The 21,377-nt window shown below is 72.8% G+C and carries 20 protein-coding genes and 1 pseudogene; 10 read left to right on the top strand and 11 right to left on the bottom strand.

Features of this window, described 5'->3' with window-relative positions; genetic code table 11:
- Positions 1-71 precede the first annotated feature (71 nt).
- From V6U77_RS22815 to V6U77_RS22795, 5 genes are all read right to left on the bottom strand, one after another.
- Positions 72-791: a response regulator transcription factor gene (locus V6U77_RS22815; RefSeq protein WP_334608656.1), complete on the bottom strand. Its 720-nt coding sequence runs from the start codon at positions 789-791 to the stop codon at positions 72-74.
- Positions 788-2,074 (bottom strand): sensor histidine kinase, encoded by a 1,287-nt coding sequence (locus V6U77_RS22810; RefSeq protein WP_334608654.1) that lies wholly within the window; start codon positions 2,072-2,074, stop codon positions 788-790. Before V6U77_RS22810 ends, V6U77_RS22815 begins: the two co-directional genes overlap by 4 nt.
- Positions 2,075-2,276: 202 nt before the next feature.
- Entirely contained in the window at positions 2,277-3,227 is a 951-nt protein-coding gene (locus V6U77_RS22805; protein ID WP_334608653.1) for an HAAS signaling domain-containing protein, read from the bottom strand.
- Positions 3,224-3,565: a PadR family transcriptional regulator gene (locus V6U77_RS22800; RefSeq protein ID WP_334608652.1), complete on the bottom strand. Its 342-nt coding sequence runs from the start codon at positions 3,563-3,565 to the stop codon at positions 3,224-3,226. The genes V6U77_RS22805 and V6U77_RS22800 overlap by 4 nt, the downstream gene beginning before the upstream one ends.
- 130 nt (positions 3,566-3,695) lie before the next feature.
- On the bottom strand, positions 3,696-4,292 hold the full coding sequence (locus V6U77_RS22795) for a hypothetical protein (protein ID WP_334608651.1): 597 nt from the start codon (positions 4,290-4,292) through the stop codon (positions 3,696-3,698).
- A gap of 194 nt (positions 4,293-4,486) precedes the next feature.
- On the opposite strand from V6U77_RS22795, the gene V6U77_RS22790 reads away from it, so the two are divergent.
- The gene (locus tag V6U77_RS22790; protein WP_334608650.1) at positions 4,487-6,085 is read left to right on the top strand and encodes a serine/threonine-protein kinase; all 1,599 of its coding nucleotides are present in this window, start codon (positions 4,487-4,489) and stop codon (positions 6,083-6,085) included.
- 9 nt (positions 6,086-6,094) lie between these two features.
- Here V6U77_RS22790 and V6U77_RS22785 read toward each other — a convergent pair whose 3' ends face one another.
- Positions 6,095-6,664 carry a hypothetical protein gene (locus V6U77_RS22785; protein WP_334608649.1) on the bottom strand — a complete coding sequence of 190 codons (570 nt, stop codon included), beginning with the start codon at positions 6,662-6,664 and terminating at the stop codon, positions 6,095-6,097.
- The gene (locus V6U77_RS22780; RefSeq protein ID WP_334608648.1) at positions 6,661-7,236 is read right to left on the bottom strand and encodes an RNA polymerase sigma factor; all 576 of its coding nucleotides are present in this window, start codon (positions 7,234-7,236) and stop codon (positions 6,661-6,663) included. The genes V6U77_RS22785 and V6U77_RS22780 overlap by 4 nt, the downstream gene beginning before the upstream one ends.
- A gap of 224 nt (positions 7,237-7,460) precedes the next feature.
- On the opposite strand from V6U77_RS22780, the gene dnaE reads away from it, so the two are divergent.
- The 3 genes from dnaE (at position 7,461) to V6U77_RS22765 (ending at position 13,019) form a co-directional block, all read left to right on the top strand.
- Positions 7,461-10,991 (top strand): DNA polymerase III subunit alpha, encoded by a 3,531-nt coding sequence (dnaE, locus tag V6U77_RS22775; RefSeq protein ID WP_334608646.1) that lies wholly within the window; start codon positions 7,461-7,463, stop codon positions 10,989-10,991.
- A 7-nt stretch (positions 10,992-10,998) separates the two neighbouring features.
- Complete coding sequence (locus V6U77_RS22770) at positions 10,999-11,910, top strand: hypothetical protein (RefSeq protein ID WP_334608644.1); 912 nt, start codon at positions 10,999-11,001, stop codon at positions 11,908-11,910.
- 71 nt (positions 11,911-11,981) lie between these two features.
- Positions 11,982-13,019 (top strand): aminotransferase class V-fold PLP-dependent enzyme, encoded by a 1,038-nt coding sequence (locus V6U77_RS22765; RefSeq protein WP_334608642.1) that lies wholly within the window; start codon positions 11,982-11,984, stop codon positions 13,017-13,019.
- Positions 13,020-13,061: 42 nt separating this feature from the next.
- On the opposite strand, the gene V6U77_RS22760 is transcribed toward V6U77_RS22765, so the two are convergent.
- Complete coding sequence (locus V6U77_RS22760; protein WP_334608641.1) at positions 13,062-13,922, bottom strand: SPFH domain-containing protein; 861 nt, start codon at positions 13,920-13,922, stop codon at positions 13,062-13,064.
- Positions 13,923-14,231: 309 nt separating this feature from the next.
- Here V6U77_RS22760 and V6U77_RS22755 point away from each other — a divergent pair, with 309 nt between their 5' ends.
- The 6 genes from V6U77_RS22755 to V6U77_RS22730 all read left to right on the top strand — a co-directional run bounded on the left by V6U77_RS22755 (position 14,232) and on the right by V6U77_RS22730 (position 19,569).
- Complete coding sequence (locus V6U77_RS22755; protein ID WP_334608640.1) at positions 14,232-14,993, top strand: ABC transporter ATP-binding protein; 762 nt, start codon at positions 14,232-14,234, stop codon at positions 14,991-14,993.
- Complete coding sequence (locus V6U77_RS22750; RefSeq protein WP_334608639.1) at positions 14,980-15,672, top strand: ABC transporter ATP-binding protein; 693 nt, start codon at positions 14,980-14,982, stop codon at positions 15,670-15,672. The genes V6U77_RS22755 and V6U77_RS22750 overlap by 14 nt, the downstream gene beginning before the upstream one ends.
- A 41-nt stretch (positions 15,673-15,713) precedes the next feature.
- Positions 15,714-16,973 carry an ABC transporter substrate-binding protein gene (locus V6U77_RS22745; RefSeq protein ID WP_334608638.1) on the top strand — a complete coding sequence of 420 codons (1,260 nt, stop codon included), beginning with the start codon at positions 15,714-15,716 and terminating at the stop codon, positions 16,971-16,973.
- Entirely contained in the window at positions 16,970-17,851 is an 882-nt protein-coding gene (locus tag V6U77_RS22740) for a branched-chain amino acid ABC transporter permease (protein ID WP_334608636.1), read from the top strand. Before V6U77_RS22745 ends, V6U77_RS22740 begins: the two co-directional genes overlap by 4 nt.
- Positions 17,848-18,864 (top strand): branched-chain amino acid ABC transporter permease, encoded by a 1,017-nt coding sequence (locus V6U77_RS22735; RefSeq protein WP_334608635.1) that lies wholly within the window; start codon positions 17,848-17,850, stop codon positions 18,862-18,864. Before V6U77_RS22740 ends, V6U77_RS22735 begins: the two co-directional genes overlap by 4 nt.
- Before the next feature lie 75 nt (positions 18,865-18,939).
- Positions 18,940-19,569 carry a transcriptional regulator gene (locus V6U77_RS22730; RefSeq protein ID WP_334608634.1) on the top strand — a complete coding sequence of 210 codons (630 nt, stop codon included), beginning with the start codon at positions 18,940-18,942 and terminating at the stop codon, positions 19,567-19,569.
- A 171-nt stretch (positions 19,570-19,740) separates the two neighbouring features.
- Here the strand turns inward: V6U77_RS22730 and V6U77_RS22725 are convergent, their stop codons facing one another.
- The 3 genes and pseudogenes from V6U77_RS22725 to V6U77_RS22715 all read right to left on the bottom strand — a co-directional run.
- Positions 19,741-20,373, bottom strand: coding sequence for a DsbA family oxidoreductase (locus V6U77_RS22725; protein WP_334608632.1), 633 nt, complete (start codon positions 20,371-20,373; stop codon positions 19,741-19,743).
- A 104-nt stretch (positions 20,374-20,477) separates the two neighbouring features.
- Entirely contained in the window at positions 20,478-20,840 is a 363-nt protein-coding gene (locus tag V6U77_RS22720; RefSeq protein WP_334608631.1) for a putative quinol monooxygenase, read from the bottom strand.
- A gap of 184 nt (positions 20,841-21,024) precedes the next feature.
- Positions 21,025-21,377, bottom strand: a pseudogene (locus tag V6U77_RS22715) (hypothetical protein); the annotation flags it as partial.

Below are 21,377 nucleotides of genomic sequence, written 5' to 3'. Positions count from 1 at the left end.
CTAGATCGGCGGGCGCGGCCCGCCGTCCGCCCGGAGATCGACCGGGGCGTCCCCCTCGGGGCGGAGGCCGGTCAGCCGCCGGGGCGCACCACCCCGTGCTCGTACGCGAAGACGACCGCCTGCACCCGGTCGCGCAGGCCCAGCTTGGCGAGCACCCTGCTGACGTGCGTCTTCACGGTCGCCTCGCCCAGGTGCAGCTCGGTGGCGATCTCGGCGTTGCTGGCGCCGCCGGCGACGAGCACCAGGACCTCCCGCTCGCGGGGGGTGAGGTCGCGCAGCGCTGCTTCGGGAGCCGTCCTCCGGCCGCCCGGCGTGACGGGCTCGCCGGGCCGGGCGAAGGTGGCGATCACCCGCCGGGTGAGTTCCGGGGCGAGCAGGCCGTCGCCCCGGGCGAGCACCCGGATCGCCTCGACGAGGTCCTCCGGGGTGCCGTTCTTGAGCAGGAAGCCGCTGGCCCCGGCGCGTAGCGCGGCGAACAGGTAGTCGTCCCGGTCGAACGTGGTGAGGATCAGCACGGCGGGCCCGCCCGGCCCGTCCTCGTCGGCGGTGATCCGGCGGGTGGCCTCCAGCCCGTCGACGCCGGGCATCTCGACGTCCATGAGCACCACGTCCGGGCGCAGCGCCCGGGCCATGCTGGCGGCGCGTTCCCCGTCGGCGGCCTCCCCGACCACCTCGATGTCGTCCTCCACCTCCAGGATGACCCGGAAGCCGGTACGCACCAGGTGCTGGTCGTCGGCGAGCAGCACCCGGACCGGACGCCCGCTCCCGGGCGAGGCACCCTCGGCGCTCACGCGGGCCGCCCCACCGGCATCGGCAGCGGGAACCGGGCCCGTACCCGCCAGCCGCCGCCCACCCGCGGGCCCACCTCCAGCGCGCCGCCGTGGGTGGCGACCCGCTCGCGCATCCCGACCAGGCCCAGCCCGTCGGCGTTCGCCGGGCGGGTGGCGCGTCCGTCATCGGTCACGTCGACCTCCACCTCGTGTGCCAGGTAGCGGATCCGCACGTCGAGCGCGGTCGCGCCGGCGGCGTGCTTGAGCGCGTTGGTCACGGCCTCCTGGACCACCCGGTACGCGGCCTGGGAGACCGAATCCGGCAGCGGCGCCCGGTCTCCGTACACCCCCATCGTGGCCCGCAGGCCGGCCTCGCGGGCGCGCTCGACCACGCTGGTGACCTGGTCGATCCCGGCCGGTCCCGGCTGGTCGGCGCGGTCCGGGCCGCCGTCGCGGGCGCGCAGCAGGCCGAGCATCCGGCGCAGCTCGTCGACGGCGGTGCGCGCGGTCTCCTCGATGGCGCTCAACGCGGCGCGGGCCTTGACCGGGTCCTTGTCGAACACCCGGCGGGCGGCGGACGCCTGCACACCCATCACCGACACGTGGTGGGCGACCACGTCGTGCAGTTCCCGGGCGATGCGGACCCGCTCGCCGACCACGGCGTGCTCGCGGACCTCGGCCTGGGAGTGGCGCAGTCGCTCAGCCTGGGTGGACAGCTCGTGCTGGCGCCGGATCGCGAGCCACGCGGTCTCGCCGAAGAAGTACGCGAAGCCGAAGTACAGCATGTTGACCAGCACGCCGCTGACCATCGCGGCGAGCACCGGGGGCACCGGCCCGACCGCCTTGGCGAACGCCTCGGCCGGGATGCTGGTGTAGGTGGTCGCGTAGTAGACCCCGAGCCACAGGAACATGGTGGCGATCACGCCGATCCGCAGCCGCCGGGACAGCCGCCGGTCCCGGCCCCACGCGCCCAGCGTGTAGAGGGCGGCGAACAGCGCCCACGAGGCGAGCTGCGTCTCGGGGGCGGAGCGGGCCTGCGCGGCGATGAACGCGACCGAGACCACCAGCGTGACGGCGGCGGGGAACCGGCGTCGCCAGATCAGCGGCAGCGTCACCGCGACGGTCCAGAAGATCTGCTCCGGCCCGGACGGCGGCGGCCCGAGCAGGAACGCGCCGGTGCTGCGGGCCAGGGTCAGGCTGAACAGCGCCAGGACGGTCGCGCCCAGCCCGGTGTAGACGTCCAGCCGGCGCTGCTCCGGGGTGGGCCCCGGCCGCCGCCAGTCCTCGTCGGCTTCGCTGTTCATCCAGGTCAGGATCTCATCCCGCCGGCCGTCGCCGGGCCGGCACCCGACCGGAACGGCTCGGGCCACCGGGCGGCGGGGCCTGCGCCGGCGCACCGCGCCCCGGCGGGTGGGTCGTACGCCCGCCGGCCACGGGCACCCGGGACCGGCACGCGCCACGGCCCGGCAGCCGTGGGGCCTGCCGGGCCGTGGTGGTCGGTGTCGATCAGGTGCGGTTACGCCACGTCTTGACGGCGCTGTCGAGGATGTCCCAGAGCGTCACCAGCACGGTGCCCGCGATCACGGTGGTCGCCACCAGGTCGAGGTTGTCGCCCTCGCCGAGCCACTCGAAGCGGGCCACGAAGTCGGGGTTGAGCAGCCGGTCGGTCGACATCAGCCAGATCACCGGCACCGCGAACGCCAGGCCGAGCAGCGCGTTGACCGCGACCAGCGGCCAGGTCCAGCGCCCCGTCCGGTACTTGGCGATCTCCAGGCCGATGGTCGCCACCAGCACCGCGATCAGGAACGGCAGCCAGAAGCTCCACAGCGCCGGATCGAGGATCGGCAGGTTCCCGTCACCGTCGCTGGGCACGAACGACCGGAAGTGCTGCATCGGCAGGTAGATGATGATCAGCGCCAGGAAGGTGACCGAGGCGGCGATGTCGGTCAGGGTGATCTGCCGGCCGGTCGTGTCCTCCGGAAGCTGGTCGACGCTCCACCCGGGCAGGTGCAGGGGGGTCCTGGTGCGCTCGAGCACCGCGAAGACCACGGTCACCCAGAAGGCGATCTGGACCGCCACCTGGAAGGCGGCGGAGATGCCCTCGCCGATCGCGTCACCGACGTCGCCGCCGTCGGCGGCCTGCAGCAGCCCGACCAGCACGCCGACCAGCGCCGGGATGAAGCTGAGCAGCAGCTTCATCAGCCGCGACCAGGCCAGGTAGTAGGCCGGGCCGATGAGCTGCAACCGGCGGTCGGCGTAGCGGGCGGCCAGCTTGTCCGGGTCGCCCAGCTCCGTGAGCACCTCCCGCTCGGCGACGGCGGCGTCCTGCCCGCCCGCCGTGCGGCCCTCGACCATGTCCTCGATCGAGGCGCGCAGCTCGGTGGCGATCTCCTCGCGGCGTGCGACGGGCACCGAGCGCAGGGTCGCGGCGAGGTATCGGTCGGTCAGGGTGCTCATCGGTCGGCTCCTTCGATCAGCCCGGTCAGGGAGGTCTGCACTGTGGCGAGGTCGGTCAGGAGTCGGCCCAGCACCGACTCGCCCGCCTCGCTGGTCCGGTAGAACTTGCGCGGCCGGCTCTCCTCGGTGTTCCACTCGCTGGTCAGCAGCCCCTGCTCCTCCAGCCGTCGCAGCAGCGGGTAGAGCGTGTTGGCGTCGACCGGGAAGCCGTGGTCGGAGAGGCGTTGCAGCAACGCGTAACCGTAGTCGGGCCGGCGTAGCGCGACGAGGCTCGCCACCACCACGGTGCCCCGACGCAACTCCTGGAGGTGCGTTCGCAGGATCTCATCGCTCACCATGGGTCACACGATACTGTGTGTCACACACTATGGTCCAGCGGCATAACATAGTGCCCGCCACCATCAGTGTGTTCGGGCGAAACGGACGGCGGTGGACCCCCGCCGGGGTCCACCGCCACGTGGCCGCCGGTCAGCAGGCCCGACCCTCCCGGAAGCCGCGCTCGACGACGGAGGCGGGCCCGACCTGGAGGTAGCCGACCCCGGGCCGGACCGGGTGCCCGGTGAACAGCTCCACCCGGGAGCCGACGCGCACCAGGTACGCCGAGGCGTCGTCCGCGTCGTTGCGGATCATCGAGCCGCGCGGGCCGTAGATCTCCTCCAGGGCGGCGAAGGACATGCCCACCGCCGCGCCGGCGGGCGTGCGCGGCGGCGCGGTGGCGGTGCCCACCTCCACCAGCCGCCCGGCGCGGAAGGCCAGCAGGACCGTTCCCGCCCAGGCCCCGGTGACGCCGGCGTGGACGGTGCCGTCGCAGTCCGGAGCGACCCAGTCGATGAGGCCGGCCGCCGAGAGGCGTGCCAGGTCGGCCCCGATCCGGAACGGTCCGGCGCCGCGGACGCTGATGGTCCGGACCTCGTCCCGCTCGGCGGCGGCGCCGGGGCGGTCGCCCGGGTGCCCGGCGGTGACGGACGGCCGGGGTGCGGCGGCGGCCGGGGCCGCCAGGGCGATCGGCACGAGCCCGGCCGTGGCCAGCAGGGCGGTGACGAGGGTGTACGAGAGACGGTGCACGGGGATCTCCTCCTCGGATGGTGCGGGTGTCCTTGTCCTCTTGGTCTCCCCGCCGACCGGATCGGTTCGTCGGGTTCCCGACCGACGCGCCGCGGCGCGTCCCGCCACGGCGCCGAGGACTGCCGCCGGACCGACGCTCCGTCTACTGTCGAGTCGGAACGGCGGCCGGCGGTGCCGGTGTCGGGGGTGGTGCGGTGACCAGTCCGGAGCGGATCGGGCCCTACCGGATCGAGCGTCTGCTGGGCACGGGGTCGTTCGCGACGGTGTGGCTGGGCCACGACCCGGTGCTCGACTCCCGCGTCGCGATCAAGGTGCTGGCCGAGAACTGGCACCACGACCTGCGGGTGCGCGAACGCTTCCTCGACGAGGCCCGCCTGCTGCGCCGCCTCGACGACGAGCGGCTCATCCGCGTACACGCCGCCGGCGAACTGGCCGACGGCCGGCCGTACTCGGTCATGGCCTGGGCCGACGGCGGCAGCCTGCACGACCGGCTCGCGGCCGGCCGGATGCCCCCGCCCGCCGCCCTGGACCTGCTGGCCGAGATCGCCGCCGGGGTCGCCGTCCTGCACCGCCACGGCGTGGTGCACCGCGACCTGACGCCGGGCAACGTCCTGTTCCGATCCGGGCCGCACGGCGAGCGGGTGCTGATCGCCGATCTCGGGCTGGCCAAGGCCCTCGCCGCCGCCTCCGGCCTCACCGCCCGGGCCGGCACCCCCGGCTACATGGCACCGGAACAGGACGATCCGCTGGCCGTCGTCGACACCCGCGCCGACGTGTACGGCCTGGGCCGCCTCGGCCTGCGGCTCCTCGGCCCGGTCGCGACCGACGCCGGGGCGAGTGCCGGGGCCGACGCCGGGACGACTGCCGCCGACGCCACCGCCACCGACGCCGGGGCGAGTGCCGGGGCCGCCACCGGCGGCGATGTGGCGACCGTCGCGCCCGGGGTGGCCGCGGTCCTGCGTCGGGCCACCGCGCACCGACCCGCCGACCGGTACCCGGACGCCGCCGCCTTCCGTGCCGCCCTGCGGGACGCCGTCACCGCGCCCGCCGGGTTCGTTCCCCCGGCGTCGGCGGCCGGACCGCCGGACCCGCCGCCTGACCGGGCCGTCGTCGACGCCTCGGGCGGCGGAGACCAGGGTGACCCAGGAACCGAACTTCGCGCGGGGAACGCGCGGATCGCCCCCGCGCCCACCGCCGGACCGGCCGGCAGCCCACCCCGGCCTGCGCGCGCACGGGTACGGCCGGTGGGCCGGGGGCGGCTCGGCGTGCTGGCGCTGGGCGTGCTGGTCCTCGTCGTGGTCGGGTCCACGGCCGGGGACGGCACGACGGGCGGGCGGGACACCCGGAGCTGGACGAGTGGCCCGGTCACCGTCGCGCTGCCGCCCGGATGGCGGGCCGTCGGCACCGGCTGGGCCGGCCGGTACGGCGACGACGGCCGACTCGAACCGGCCCTGGTGATGTCGCCCGAGCCGCACCGGTGGGCGGTCGACCCGAGCGTGCCGGGCGCCTTCGTCGGCCTGTCGGCCGGCATCGCCGCGCGGACCACCCCGGCGGGATTCGTCGCCGAGCGTCCGCACGCGGCCTGTGCCGCCGCGCCGGTACGCCGTACCCGCCAGGCGGGCGTGGAGTGGGTGGTGGCCCGGTTCACCTGTGAGGAGGGCCGGCCCGAGATCGTCGAGGCCGCCGGGCTCGCGCCCGGCCGCGCCGGCCTGATCTACGCGCAGGTCACGCCCCCGGCCGACAGTCGGCCCGACTTCGTCGACACCCTCCTGGCCGGGGTGCGGGTGCGGTGAGCCCGCCGGTCAGCGCGCCACCACGGTGACCGTGTGCGTCGTGCCGCCCTGCGGGATCAGCACGGCCACGGTGCCGGGGCGGACGAACCGGATGTCGACCACCCCCGCCTCGTAGCTGCGGGAGACCAGGTCCTCCCGGTCCACGGTCACCTCGCCCGGGCCGATGCCGATGATCCGCAGCACCCCGCCGGTGGCGAAGCAGAGCGAGGTGAGCAGCGCCAGCTCGGTCTCGGCCAGCACCACGTCGTGGCGTACCGCCCCGAAGCAGGTGCCGGGCGGCCCGCTCGGCGACCGCGTCGCGTCCGGCGTACGCCCGGCGGTGGCGGTCGGGCGCGCGACCGGCGGGGGCCGTCGGGGCGGGGGGACGACGGCCGACGTGCCGGGCGCGGGCGGCGGGGCGGACGACGGGGAGGCGGACGGCGCGACGGGCGACGGCGGGCCGGGGGAGCGGGAGGCCGGCGTGGCCGGCGCCTGCACGGGCAGGGGCGAGACGGGCGTGCCCGCGCCGCCGCACCCCGCCAGCGGCAGGGCCACGGCCACGGCGAGCACCGCGACCCCGACGAGCCGCGGCGCGCTCACCGCCGCCCCCGCTCGGCGGCGGGCTCGCCGGAGAGCCGGTGCCGCAGCTGGCGGCGGGCCTCGTGGATGCGTGACTTGACGGTGCCCTCGGGCACGCCGAGCAGGGCGGCGATCTCCCGGTAGCCCAGCCCGAGCACGTCGCGCAGGCTCACCGCCTCGGCCAGTTCGGGGCGCAGCGCGTCGAGCGCGTCGAGCAGGTCGAGCCGGGTGCCGGCGACCACGCTCGTGCGGCGCGGGTCCACCGGCTCCGGCAGCGGCACGCCGCCGGCCTCCACCAGCCAGCGCCGGCGCAGCGCCCGGTAGGTGGAGCGGGCCCGGTTGGCCGCCAGGCGGTAGAGCCAGGTGTGGAACGACGAACGGCCCTCGAACCGGCCGACGCCCCGGGCCAGCGCGAGCAGCGTGTCCTGGCACGCCTCCTCGGCGTCCTCCCGGTGGGGCAGCAGACGGGCACAGAGCCGCAGCACCTCCGGGCGGACCGCGACCAGCAGTGCGTCGAGCGCCGCGCCGTCGCCGTGCGACGCCGCCTCGGCCAGCTCCTCGACACCGTCCGGGAGGGGCACCAGGTCGTCCAATGCTCGCCGGATACCGTCCGTCAAGGCTACGGCCGCCGGCGCCGCACGGGGGCCCGCGAGTCCGGCAACCGACTGTCGGAGGCCGGCGCCGCGGCGGTGCCGGAGATCACGAGGCCCCGGCGCCGGGACTGACCGCGCGGCGTCTGGAGCCGCCTTCGGCGGCGGCGATAGGGTAGGCCGTCCGAGCTCGACCAACCCATGAACCGACCCGGGGGGCGCCACGCATGGGCGATTCGTTCGCGCATCTGCACGTGCACACGGAGTACTCGATGCTCGACGGGGCGGCCCGGCTGAAGGACCTCTTCGCCGAGGTCAAGCGGCAGGGCATGCCGGCGGTGGCGATGACCGACCACGGCAACATGCACGGCGCGAACGACTTCTACAAGCAGGCGATGGCCGCCGGCGTCACCCCGATCCTCGGCATCGAGGCGTACGTGGCGCCCGAGTCGCGGTTCCACAAACAGCGGGTGCGCTGGGGCCGACCGGAGCAGAAGAGCGACGACGTCTCCGGCAGCGGCGGCTACACCCACATGACGATCTGGGCGAAGGACAAGATCGGCCTGCACAACCTCTTCAAGCTCACCAGCCGGTCCTTCACCGAGGGGTTCTTCGTCAAGTGGCCGCGCATGGACGCGGAGCTGCTGGCCGAGAACTCCGCGGGGTTGATGGCCACCACCGGCTGCCCCTCCGGAGAGGTGCAGACCCGGCTGCGCCTGGGCCAGTACGACGAGGCGCTCAAGGCCGCCGCGCGATACCAGGAGATCTTCGGCAAGGAGAACTACTTCCTGGAGGTCATGGACCACGGCATCAGCATCGAGCGCCGGGTCCGCCAGGAGCTGCACGACATCTCGCGCAAGCTGGACATCCCGCCGGTGGTGACCAACGACTCGCACTACACGCACGAGTCCCAGGCCGAGGCGCACGACGTGCTGCTCTGCGTGCAGACGGCGGCGAACGTCGCCGACCCCAACCGGTTCCGGTTCGACGGCAGCGGCTACTACATCAAGTCCGCCGACGAGATGCGCGCCGTCGACAACTCCGACCTGTGGCTGGAGGGCTGCCGCAACACCCTGCTGGTGGCCGAGAAGGTCGACCCCGCCGGGATGTTCGAGTTCCACAACCTGATGCCCCGCTTCCCCGTCCCCGAGGGGGAGACCGAGGAGTCCTGGTTCCGCAAGGAGACGTTCGCCGGGCTGGAGCGGCGCTACCCCGGCGGCATCCCCGAGGGGCACGTCAGGCAGGCCGAGTACGAGCTGGGCGTCATCACCCAGATGGGCTTCCCGTCGTACTTCCTCGTGGTCGCCGACTTCATCCAGTGGGCCAAGAACCAGGGCATCGCGGTCGGCCCCGGCCGTGGCTCGGCCGCCGGCTCGCTCGTGGCGTACGCGCTGGGCATCACCGACCTCGACCCGATCCAGCACGGGCTGATCTTCGAGCGTTTCCTCAACCCCGAACGCGTCTCGATGCCGGATGTCGACATCGACTTCGACGAGCGTCGGCGCGGCGAGGTCATCAAGTACGTCACCGACAAGTGGGGCGAGGACAAGGTCGCCCAGATCGCCACCTTCGGCACGATCAAGGCGAAGGCCGCGATCAAGGACTCGGCCCGGGTGCTCGGCTACCCGTACGCGGTCGGCGACCGGATCACCAAGGCGATGCCCCCGGCGGTGATGGGCAAGGACATCCCGCTGGAGGGGATCTTCGACCCCAAGCACCCCCGTTACGCCGAGGCCGGCGAACTGCGGGGCATGTACGAGGCCGAGTCGGACGTCAAGAAGGTCATCGACACGGCCCGGGGCATCGAGGGGCTGATCCGGCAGACCGGCGTGCACGCCGCCGGCGTCATCATGTCCGCCGAGCCGATCGTCGACCACATCCCGCTGATGCGCCGGGACTCCGACGGGGTCATCATCACCCAGTTCGACTACCCGACGTGCGAGTCGCTCGGGCTGTTGAAGATGGACTTCCTCGGCCTGCGCAACCTGACGATCATCGACGACGCGGTGAAGAACATCCAGCTCAACCACGGCAAGGAGCTGGACCTGCTGGCCCTGCCGCTGGACGACAAGCCCGCGTACGAGCTGCTGGCCCGGGGCGACACCCTGGGCGTGTTCCAGCTCGACGGCGGGCCGATGCGCTCCCTGCTGCGGATGATGAAGCCGGACAACTTCGAGGACATCTCCGCCGTCCTCGCGCTCTACCGGCCCGGCCCGATGGGCGTCGACTCGCACACCAACTACGCGCTGCGCAAGAACGGCCTCCAGGAGATCACCCCGATCCACCCGGAGCTGGAGGAGCCGCTGCGGGAGATCCTCGCGCCCACCTACGGCCTGATCGTCTACCAGGAGCAGGTGCAGCGCGCCGCGCAGATCCTCGCCGGCTACACGCTCGGCCAGGCCGACCTGCTGCGCCGCGCGATGGGCAAGAAGAAGAAGGAGATCCTCGACAAGGAGTTCATCCCGTTCCGCGACGGCTGCCGCGAGCGGGGCTACTCCGACGAGGCGATCCAGAAGGTCTGGGACGTGCTGGTCCCGTTCGCCGGCTACGCCTTCAACAAGGCGCACTCGGCGGCGTACGGGCTCGTGTCGTACTGGACGGCGTACCTGAAGGCGCACTACCCGGCCGAGTACATGGCGGCGCTGCTCACCTCCGTCGGCGACGACAAGGACAAGATGGCGCTCTACCTGTCGGAGTGCCGGCGGATGCGCATCCAGGTGCTGCCCCCGGACGTGAACACCTCCGCCGGGCCGTTCACCCCGGTCGGCAAGGAGATCCGCTTCGGCCTCGGCGCGGTGCGCAACGTCGGCGCCAACGTCGTGGCCGCGATCATGCGCTGCCGCGACGACAAGGGCGAGTACGCCGACTTCTACGACTTCCTGTCCAAGGTCGACGCCGTGGTCTGCAACAAGAAGACCATCGAATCGCTGATCAAGGCCGGGGCGTTCGACTCGCTCGGGCACTCCCGCAAGGCGCTGCTCACGGTGCACGCGGAGGCGATCGACGCGTACGCCGACGTCAAGCGCAAGGAGGCCGTCGGCCAGTACGACCTCTTCGGGGCCGGCTTCGGCGACGCCGACACCAACAGCACCACGGTGATGCCGGTGATCGGCGACGGCGAGTGGGACAAGCGCGACAAGCTCGCCTTCGAACGCGAGATGCTCGGCCTCTACGTCTCCGACCACCCGCTCTTCGGCCTGGAGCACGTGCTCGGCGCGGCCGCGGACTGCACCATCGCCTCCCTGTCGGAGGAGGGCACCGTCCCGGACGGGGCCGTGGTCACCCTCGCCGGCATCCTCTCCGGAGTGCAGCGGCGGGTCACCAAGCAGGGCCGGGCCTGGGCGTCGGCCACCCTCGAGGATCTCGCCGGCGGCGTGGAGGCCCTCTTCTTCCCCAACACCTACGAGGTGATCGGGCAGTACATCGCCGAGGACGCCATCGTGGTGGTCAAGGGCCGGGTGGACCGGCGCGACGACACCCCACGGATCATGGCGATGGACATGTCCATGCCGGACGTCAGCAGCACCCCGGGGAGCAAGCCGATCACCCTGACCATCCCGGTGCACCGGTGCACCCCACCGCTGGTGGAGCGGCTCAAGGAGACCCTCGTGCTGCACCCGGGCGACACCGAGGTGCACGTCAAGCTGCTCAACGGCGGCCGGACCACCACCCTGCGGCTGGGCCCGTTCCGGGTGGCGGCCACCACCGCGCTGATGGGCGACCTGAAGAGCGTCCTCGGCCCCGCCAACGTCAGCTGATCGGGGCGTGACCGTGCCCGCGGGGGAGGCCACCGCGAGTTCCCTGCGGGTCCGCGACCTGGTGCCGGACTTCCTGGCGTACGCGCGCCGCGCGGCGCACGCCCCCCGGCAGCGGTGGGCGCAGCTGTGGCGGACGCACTACCTGGCACCCCACCACGACCTGTACGCGGCGCTGGACCGCCGGGGCGACTGGTCCCGGGCGGTCGATGTCGAAGGTGTCCTGGAGCGGCTGCACGGGCGGGAGGCGGTGTTCGCCGCGCGCGCGGAGCGGCTGGCCGCGCTGCTGCCCGCCACCGTCGCCGGGGTGGGCCGGGCGATGGGCTGGCCGGGCGACGGGGATCCGCTCGACTGTGTCCTGCTGGTCGGGCTGGAACAGGCCAACGGCTGGGCCGACGAGTTCCGGGGCCGGCTCGCCCTGTTCCTCGCTGTCGAGCGGCTCGGCGAGCCGGAGCACGACGAGCTGCTGGTCCGGCACGAGGTGGCGCACGTGGTGCACGACCGGCTGGCCCGCATCCGGGACTGGCCGGAGCACGGCGTCGCCCACGCGCTGCTCGTCGAAGGGCTGGCCACCCGGGTGACGGCCGAGCTGGACCCGCGACGACCGGACGACGAGTACCTCTGGATGGGCGCCACGCACCGGCAGTGGCTCGCCGACTGCCGGCGCCGCTGGCCGGAGATCCTGCACCGGATCGCCGCCGACGTGGACGCCACCGACCTCGACCGGTACGCCGCCTGGTTCCTCATGCGCGACAGCGCCCACCGGGGCGACCTGCCGCGCCGCTGCGGCTACCTGGTCGGCCTGGAACTGGTCCGGCTCCTCCGCGAGCGTCATCCGCTGCACGAGATCGCCTCCTGGGACCTCGACCGGGGACGCGACGAGGTGCGACGAGGTCTGCACGCCCTGCGCGCGGCGACCTGAAGGCGCCATCGAGGCCGCGAGCGCGGGATTGGCCATCGGAGGCACCCGGTCGGGTGGCTAGCGTCGGCGTTGTGGACATCACCCAGGCACAGAAGTTGTGGCAGCCGCAGCCGGGTTGGCTGAACACCGCCAGCTTCGGGCTTCCCCCCGAGCCGGCGTGGGAAGCGGTGCAGGAGGCGCTGGCCGACTGGCGGGCCGGGCGTACCTCGTGGGAGGGCTGGGGCCTGGCCACCGAGCGCGCCCGGGCGGCGTTCGCCGGCCTGGTGGGGGTCCCGGTCGCCGACGTCGCGGTCGGCAGCACGGTCTCCCAGTTGCTGGCCCCGGTCGCCGCCGCCCTGCCCGCCGGCGCGACCGTCGTGGTGCCGGAGGTCGAGTTCACCTCCAACCTCTTCCCGTGGCTCGTGCAGGCCGAGCGGGGCGTGCGGGTGCGCACCGTGCCGCTGGCCGGTCTCGTCGACGCGATCGACGCCGACACGGACCTGGTCGCGTTCAGCCTGGTGCAGTCGGCCGACGGCGCGGTCGCCGCGTACGCCGAGATCGTTGCGGCGGCCCGGGCGCACGGCGCGCTCGTCGCGGTCGACGCCACCCAGGCGTGCGGCTGGCTGCCGTTCGACGCGAGCCTGGCCGACGTGGTCACGGTCGGGGCGTACAAGTGGTTGATGTCCCCGCGCGGCTCCGCGTTCGCCTACCTGGCGCCCGCGCTACGCGAGCGGCTGCGGCCCGACGCCGCCGGCTGGTACGCGGGGGAGGACCCGCACGCCTCCTACTACGGTCCGCCGCTGCGCCTGGCCGCCGACGCCCGTCGCTTCGACATCTCGCCGGCCTGGTTCAGCTGGGTTGGCACGGCTCCCGCCCTGGAACTGGTCGCCGAGATCGGCGTGGCGGCCGTGCAGGCGCACGACGTCGCGCTGGCCAACCGGTTCCTCACCGGGCTGGGCCGGCCGCCGGGGGAGAGCGCGATCGTCGCGGTGGAGGTGCCGGGCGCGGCGGAGCGGCTGGAACGGGCGGGCGTCCGGGCGGCGGTCCGCGCCGGCCGGGTGCGGGCGTCCTTCCACGTCTACTCCACCGAGGCCGACGTCGACCTCGCCCTGGACGCCCTCACCGGCTGAACCGGGCGCGCCCGCGGAGCGGGGTCGACGCCGCCCGGCCCGTCACTTGGCGCCGGTGACGATTCCGGGGTTGATGCAGAGGCCGGGGTTGCTGCCGTTGCGCTCGGCGATCTCCAGGCACCGCGACACCTTGTCCACCTTCGCGTTGGTCTCGGTGATCTGCTTCTGGATGGCGGCGTTCTTCCGGTCCTGCTCCAGGTTGCGGGTCTGGGCGAGCTTGTCCTGGAACGCCTTGATGTTGCCCTCGGTCTTGTCGTCGTGGTTGACCCGGGTGATCGTCACCGACAGGATGTCGACGTCGCTGGCGAGCCGCGACTCCGCGCTGGTCTTGATGCTCTCGGCGAAGGGCTTCAGGTCCACGTTCAGGCTGCCGGTGTTCGAGTCGATCTTCTCCAGCGGGTTGTACGTGGCGAAGGCGTCGTTGACGGCGCTGTCGAGCTGCACGCCCACCCGCTGCCCCCGGAAGCTGTCGAAGTCGCCCTTGTAGTCCATGAACTGCTTCGGCGCGTTCTCGGGCTTGACCTGCCACTCGACGAGCACCTCGACGCAGGCGTCGGCGAGGGTGCCGGTGCGGACCCGGACGCAGTGGTCCCCGCCGATGTGGTCGTACTTCTGCCGGCCCGCGTCCCACTCGCCGACCTTGTGCCAGGGGGCGACCCACTTCAGGCCGGAGCCGGTGACCTTGCCCGTCGGCTTGTTGAAGCTGGTGACGATGCCGACCGAGCGGATCGGCACGGAGTGGGCGCTGGAGCCGACGATGAACACGACCGCGCCGACGAGGCAGGCGAACGCCACCAGGGTGGCGGTCCCCTTCGTCGACGTCTTCGGGGCGGCGAGCGCCAGCAGGCCGGAGACCACCAGGCCGACGGCGAAGATGATCGCAACAGTGAAGCCGAAGGGCATTCGCTCGGCACCTTTCGCGGGAGGGGCCCATCACCCTAGGGGCATCGGTCAAGGCGGGGCGCAGGTGGAGTAGGCCGTGGCGCACCCACATGACCGTGGTACGCAGCCGCCAGGAAATCGTCATCATCGATGTCGATGGGCGTGCCGGCCCGGCGGCGGGGTGGCGTTCCGGCACGGCCCGGCGGCCCGGAATGTGGCTGACATCGACATAGTTCGACGTCCCGGCGTCGCCGTAGGTTTCCAGCACGCGACGGCCATGTGACCCCGGTCACCGAGCCGGCCGTCGCCGGACCTACGGAGGAGTAGGCGATGGCCGGGCAAGCGCTCCTGTCGGCCCGCGGGCTGACGCGTGACTTCCGGGGTTTCCGGGCGGTCGACGGGGTCGACCTCGACGTCGCGGCGGAGAGCGTCCACGCGCTCGTCGGCCCGAACGGCGCCGGGAAGACCACCCTGTTCAACCTGCTCACCGGCTTCCTGCGGCCCAGCGGCGGACGGATCGAGCTGGCCGGTGACGACATCACCGGGCTGCCCCCGGAGCGGGTCGCCCGGCTCGGGGTCGCCCGGTCGTTCCAGATCACCAGCCTCTTCCCGCAGCTCTGCGCGCGGGAGCACGTCGAGCTGGCGTTGCAGAGCCCGACCGGGCTGGGCTGGCGGTTCTGGCGCTCGGCGAAGCTGATGCGCCGCTACGCCGACCGGGCCGGCGAGCTGCTCGACATGGTCGGGCTGGCCGAGCTGGCCGAGGCCCCCGCCGAGGCGCTGGCGTACGGGCGCAAGCGGGCGCTGGAACTGGCCATCGCCCTCGCCCTGGACCCGAAGGTGCTGCTGCTCGACGAGCCGACCGCCGGGATGGGGCTGGAGGACGTCGACCGCACCGTCGAGCTGGTCGCGCGGGCCCGGCGGGGCCGGACGGTGGTGCTGGTCGAGCACAACATGAGCGTCGTCGGGCGGCTCGCCGACACCGTCACCGTCCTGCAGGCCGGCAAGGTCCTCGTCGAGGGCCCGTACGAGCAGGTGCGCGCCGACGAGCGCGTGATCACCGCCTACCTGGGAGCCGCCGATGCTGCGCATTGAGAACCTGTCCGCCTGGTACGGCGAGGCGCAGGTGCTGCGGGAGGTCAGCCTCGACGTCGCCGCAGGTGAGGTGGTCACCCTCGTCGGGCGCAACGGCGCCGGCAAGTCCACCCTGCTGCGCTGCGTGATGGGCCTGCACGCCGGCCAGCGCGGCAGGATCGAGCTGGACGGGCGCGACGTCGGCAGGCTGCCCGCGTACCGGCGGGCGCGGTTGGGGCTCGGTTGGGTCCCCGACGACCGGGGCAGCTACGCCACGCTGAGCGTGACGGAGAACCTCACCCTGCCGCCGACCGTCGGCCCCGACCCGTGGTCGCTGGAGCGCGTGTACGAGGCGTTCCCCGCCCTGCACCAGCGGCGCGACTCGGCGGCCACCATGCTCTCCGGCGGCGAGCAGCAGATGCTCGCGCTGGCCCGGGTGCTGCGGATGGGCGCCCGGCTGCTGCTCTGCGACGAACCGACCGAGGGACTCTCGCCGCTGCTCGTGCGGCAGGTCGGCGACCTCCTGCGCGAGGCCAAGCGGCACGGGGTGACCGTGCTGCTGGTCGAACAGAACCTGCACTTCGCCACCGGCGTCGCCGACCGGCACTACCTGCTGGCCGAGGGGCGCGTCGTGGAGGCGATGGACAACTCCGAGGTCCGCTCCCGGGAACGCGAACTGCTGTCGTACCTCGGCATCTGAATTTCCGATTCGACGACCCGCGCGGCGCGCGGGGTGGAGGGATGGGCATGCGTAGGACGGTGGGTGTGGCCGCCGCTTCGGCGGCGGCGATGGTGCTGGTCGCGGGCTGCGGCGGCGGTGGTCCCCAGGCGGGCGGGGACCAGAAGCTGACCGGCGACAGGATCGTGCTGGGCGTGCTGAACGACCAGTCCGGCGCGTACTCCGAACTGTCCGGCAGGAACTCGGTCAAGGCCGTGGAGATGGCCATCGCCGACTTCAAGGCCAGGCACGGCGACAAGGCGGTGACGAAGGACATCACCGTGCAGACCGCCGACCACCAGAACAAGCCCGACATCGCCAACACCAAGGCCGCCGAGATGTACGACCGCAAGGGCGTCGACCTCGTGCTCGACGTGCCCACCTCGTCGGCGGCGGAGAAGGTGGCCGACGTCGCCAAGGAGAAGAAGAAGCTCTACTTCAACATCGGCGCGGCGACCACCACGCTGACCGGCGCGAAGTGCAACAGGTACACGTTCCACTACGCCTACGACACCTACATGCTGGCGAACGGCACCGGCCGGAGCACCACCGAGCAGGGCGCGAAGAACTGGTACGTGCTCTACCCGAACTACCAGTTCGGCCAGGACATGGAGAAGAGCTTCTCCACCGCGATCACCGCCGCCGGCGGACGGGTCGTCAACAAGGACGCCGCGCCCTTCCCGAACACCACGGGCGACTACTCCACCTTCCTGCTGAAGGCGCCCACGCTCGACCCGAAGCCCGACGTGCTCGGCACCATGCAGGCCGGCGCCGAGCTGGTCAACGTGGTCAAGCAGTACAACGAGTTCAAGCTGCGGGAGAAGGGCGTCGGGCTGGCCGTCGGCCTGATGTTCCTTACCGACATCCACTCGCTCACCCCGGCCGCGCTGGCCGGCACCACCTACACCGACGCCTGGTACTGGAACTTCGACGCGAAGAACCGGGAGTTCGCCGACCGGTTCCAGGCCGAGACCAGCACCCGGCCGACCTTCGCGCACGCGGCCAACTACTCCGCCGCGACGCAGTACCTGGAGGCCGTGCAGGCTGCCGGCACCGACGACGCCGACGCGATCGTCGACGCGCTGGAGGGCAAGACGATCGAGGACGTCTTCCTGCGCAACGGCAAGATCCGCGCAGAGGACCACCGGGTCGTGCACGACGCGTACCTGGCCCAGGTGAAGCCGCAGTCCGAGGTCACCGAGCCGTGGGACTACGTCAAGGTGCTCAAGACCATCCCGGCGGCCGAGGCGTTCGCCGCCCCGTCCTCGGAATGCAAGCTGTGACGGGCTTCCTGCAGAACACGTTCAACGGGCTGGTGAGCGGGGCGTTCTACGCCCTGCTCGCCCTCGGGCTCGCGGTCATCTTCGGCATGCTGCGGGTGGTCAACTTCGCCCACGGGGCGTTCTACATGCTGGGCGCCTTCGGCGCGTACGTGCTGCTCACCGAGGCGGGCGTGCCGTTCTGGGCGGCGTTGGTGATCATGCCGGTGGGGCTGGCCCTGGTGGGCATGGCACTGGAGCGGGCCCTCATCCACCGGCTCACCCGGCTCGACCCGCTCTACAACTTCCTGCTCACCTTCGGCCTGACGCTCATCCTGCAGGACCTGGTGAAGCTCCGCTACGGCGTGCAGTCCAGCCCGTACGAGACCCCGTCCGCGCTCAGCGGGTCGGTCGACTTCGGGCTCTTCGACTTCCCCACCTACCGCGTCTTCATCCTCGGCTTCGCGGTCGCCGTCTGCGTCGGCGTCTGGTGGGTGCTCACCCGCACCCGGATCGGCATGGTGGTCCGGGCGTCGACCGAGCGCCCCGAGCTGACCCGGGCGTTCGGCATCGACGTCGGACGGTGGGTCACCCCGGTCTTCGGCTTCGGCATCGGCCTCGCCGGGCTCGCCGGAGTGCTGGCCGCGCCGATGCGCGCCGTGAACCCGCTGATGGGCGCCGACCTGATCATCGTGGTCTTCGCGGTGGTGGTGATCGGCGGGCTGGGCTCGATCTTCGGCTCCGTCGCCGCCGGCTTCGGCATCGGCCTCGTGCAGGCGTGGGGCGAGGCGTACCTGTCCGACTTCCCGATCGTGTCGCAGACGATCGTCTTCATCGTGATGGCCGTCGTGCTGCTCTGGCGCCCGGCCGGGCTGTTCGGCCGTGAGGAGGCACCGGCATGACGAGCACCGTCGACACCGCGACCGACACCGGTCGCCCGGCGCCGAGATCCGGGCTGGTCGCCGTGACCCGGGCCCCCGGCTGGGTCCGGTACGTGCTGCTGGCCGTCGGGCTCCTGGTGGCGTTCTGGCTGCCCAACGGGCTCTACCCGGCGGTGGCGGTGGACATCCTCTGCTGGGCGCTGTTCGCCGTCGCCGTGGACCTGCTGCTCGGCTTCACCGGGCTGATGTCCTTCGGGCACGCCGCGTTCTGGGGCGCCTCCGCGTACGTCACCGGGTTGACGGCCATCCACCTCGGCCTGCCGTTCCCGGCGGCCGTGCTGGCCGGGGCGCTCGCCGCCGCCGCGCTCGCGGTGCCGATCGGCTACCTGGCGGTGAAGCGGACCGGCATCTACTTCGCCATGGTCACCCTGGCGTTCGCGCAGATGGTCTACTACGTGGCCAACGAGTGGCGTTCGGTCACCCGCGGCGAGAACGGCCTGCAGGGCGTTCCTCGCGAGCTGTTCGGGCTGGACCTGACCGACGACTACTACTTCTACTACGCGATCCTGCCGATCGTGCTGCTCGGCCTGGCCGCCGCCTGGCGGATCGTGCACTCGCCCTTCGGCCGGGTGCTGGTCGGCATCCGCGACAACCCGGCCCGCGCCCGCGCGCTCGGCTATCCGGTGCACCGCTACAAGCTGACCGCGTTCGTGCTGTCGGGGTTCATCGCCGGGCTCGGCGGCGGGCTGTTCGCCGTCGGCCACCGCTTCGTCTCCCTCGACGTGCTGCACTGGACCACCTCCGGCAAGGCGGTCATCGTGGTGGTGCTCGGGGGCATCGGCACGCTCTGGGGCGGGGTGCTCGGCGCGGGCATCCTGGTCCGCCTGGAGGACTGGCTGTCGTTCTCCGGGTTCGAGGCGATCGGCCTGGTCACCGGCGGGATCTTCGTCCTCGTCGTACTGGTGTTCCGGCGCGGCATCTGGGGCAGCGCCGTCGCCCTGGCGACGCGCTGGGCGGCATCCCGCCGCCGGTAGTCGCCCCCGGGCGCATCCATCCGCGGCCCTTTCGACGAACCCCCGGTAGTGAACGTCTACCCGGGGGTACGTCTGGTGCTGACAGATCCCATGCCGGTCGAGGCCGTCGAGACCGCGCACAAGCAGCTCTCGCTTGCCGCCGAGGACCTCGACGCCAACCGGGTCGCCGCGCTGGTCGTCGAGGCGGCCGAGGAGTGGGGCGCGGCGGCGCTGTGGGAACAGGTCTGCGTGCCGATGCTGGCCGCGCTGCCCGGGCACACCGCCATCGAGGTCGCCGTCGAGCACGCCCTCGCCGAGGGCGTCCGGGTCGGCCTGGACGTGTTCTGCCGTGTACCGGGGCGCCCCCTGCCCACCGGCGGCGTGCTGCTGGCCGGGGCCGAACAGGAGACGCACTGCCTCGGGCTGCACGCGCTGGCCGCCGCGCTGCGCGAGCGGTCCCGGGGGAGTCTGCTGCTCGGCCCGGCACTGCCGTGGACGGCACTCGCCAGCGCCGTGTGGCGCGTCCGGCCGCGCATCGTCGTGGTCTGGGCACAGACGCCGGTCACCGGGCGCGCGTACCGCCTGGTGCGCTTCGCCCGCGACTGCCCGGCCATCCGGGTGTACGGCGCCGGCCCGGGCTGGATCGAGCCACTCGGCGCACCGGCGACCCGACTGGCCACGCTGCCCGCCGCCGTCACCGCCTGCTCCACGCCGCTGCTGTCCTGACGCGACGCGCGGCTCCGCCTTGATGCGTCGCCTGCGGGTGGGTGCGCCGATCGGCTCTGCGGTGGGTACGCGCCGCTCGGCTCCGCCGTGGGTGCGTCGCTTGGCTCTGCGGTGGTGCGTCCGGGGCCGTGACGAGTCGCGCCGCGCCCGACCGGCGTTTTCCGCCCCGGTCTACGTCGGCGATGCGGCGAGACAGTCGCGGAGCAGGCGGCGGAGCCGGTCGGGGGCCTGGACCGCGGAGATCGGGGGCCGACCGTCGACCACGAGCGAGGGCACTCCGGTGACGCCGCGCTCGGCGGCGCGGCGCTCGTCGGCCCGGACGCGGTCCGCGTAGGCGTCGCCGGCCAGCATGGTGCGGACGTCGGTGGCGTCCAGGCCGGCCTCGACCCCCAACCGTTCGAGGGTGTCCGGGGCGGCGATGTCGAGTCCCTCGGTGTGGTAGGCGCGCAGCAGCCGTTCCATCATCTCGTCGGCGAGGCCGCGGTCGGCGGCCAGGTGACCCAGTCGATGAGCGTCGAACGTGTTCACCGGTCGCGCGAGGTGCAGGTTGAGTTTCAGGCCCTCGGCCGCGCCGAGGGTGCGGATGCGGGCGATCCTGGCGGGCGCCGCGTCCGCCCACCAGTCCGCCATGGCCTCGGTCGCCGTCCGGCCCGGGGCCCGGCCCTCGTGCGGGGCGAGCTCGTAGCTGCGCCAGACGACCTCCATCCGGTGACGGTCCGGGATGCCGGTCAGGGCGGTGGCGAGGCGCCTCTTGCCGATGTAGCACCAGGGGCACAGCACGTCCGCGTACATCTCGATCTTCATGAGTTCCTCCGCGTGTGGCACGACCTGCGGTCGCTGCCGGCTCGGGCGGGTCGGATCCGGTGCGGCGCCGAGACCGGTCGGGTGGGCCGTCGGCGGCGGCGCGGTCAGGCGTCGGTCTTCTGCGGGCCGGGCCCGATCTCGCGGACGACCGTGTAGGTGGGGATGCCGCTCATCCGGGCTTCGGCCTTGCCGGACAAACCGTCCAGCGCCTCGGCGATGGCTGCCATCCGGCCCTGGGTGTCGGAGGTCGCCACGAAGTTGTCGTAGTCCGCCCTGCTCGCCCAGCGCACGATGTTGTAGACGCGGGTTCCGTCGGTGCTGACGTGGAACCGGGCCGACCGGTAACCGGGATGGAAGCGGACCCACCGCTCCTGAACGTCCGCGAAAGCGGCTACCAGTTCCCGCTGCGTGTCGGGTCCGTCCACCGTGTAGTCGATGATCGAGTAGAAGCTGGTGTCAGGGCTCATGCGTGCTCCCGTGTCGGACTCGCCAGAGGCTGTGGATCCCGACTGAGATCCTCGAACCTCATCCCAACTTGAAGTCAAGCCCCTTCGCGGAACGGTCAACGGATGTGCCGCTGGCCGGCACCCGGGCTCGGGTGCCGGCCAGCGATCCCCCTTGTGGTGGAAAGTCTGTGTCAGCTGTTGTCGGTCAGCTGTTCCAGTGCTCGGCGACGAGGTCGGCGGCCTGCTGCTCCCACTGGGCGTAGTGGTCGGGGTACGCCGACACCTGCACGGTCTGCGCGGCCTTGGTCAGGGGCATGTCCTGCCACCCGTCGACCTGCTTGAGGCCCTTGAGGAACGCGGTGGTCGAGTACTGCGGGTCGGTGATCTGCTCGACGGTGCCCCAACCCGAGGACGGACGCTGCTGGAACAGGCCCTGCGAGTCGTGGTCGTTGCGGTCACCCAGGTGGCCCAGGTTCTCCAGCTTCGACTCCTGCAACGCCGTCGCGATCGACACCACCGCGGCCCGCTCGTCCATGCCGGCCTTCTTCGTCGCCGCGA

Origin of the sequence: Micromonospora sp. CPCC 205546 (assembly GCF_036902715.1) — a bacterium.
GTDB lineage: Bacteria > Actinomycetota > Actinomycetes > Mycobacteriales > Micromonosporaceae > Micromonospora.
The sequence above is the reverse complement of the archived record's forward strand: the minus strand, read 5'-3'. Positions and strand labels throughout refer to the sequence as shown.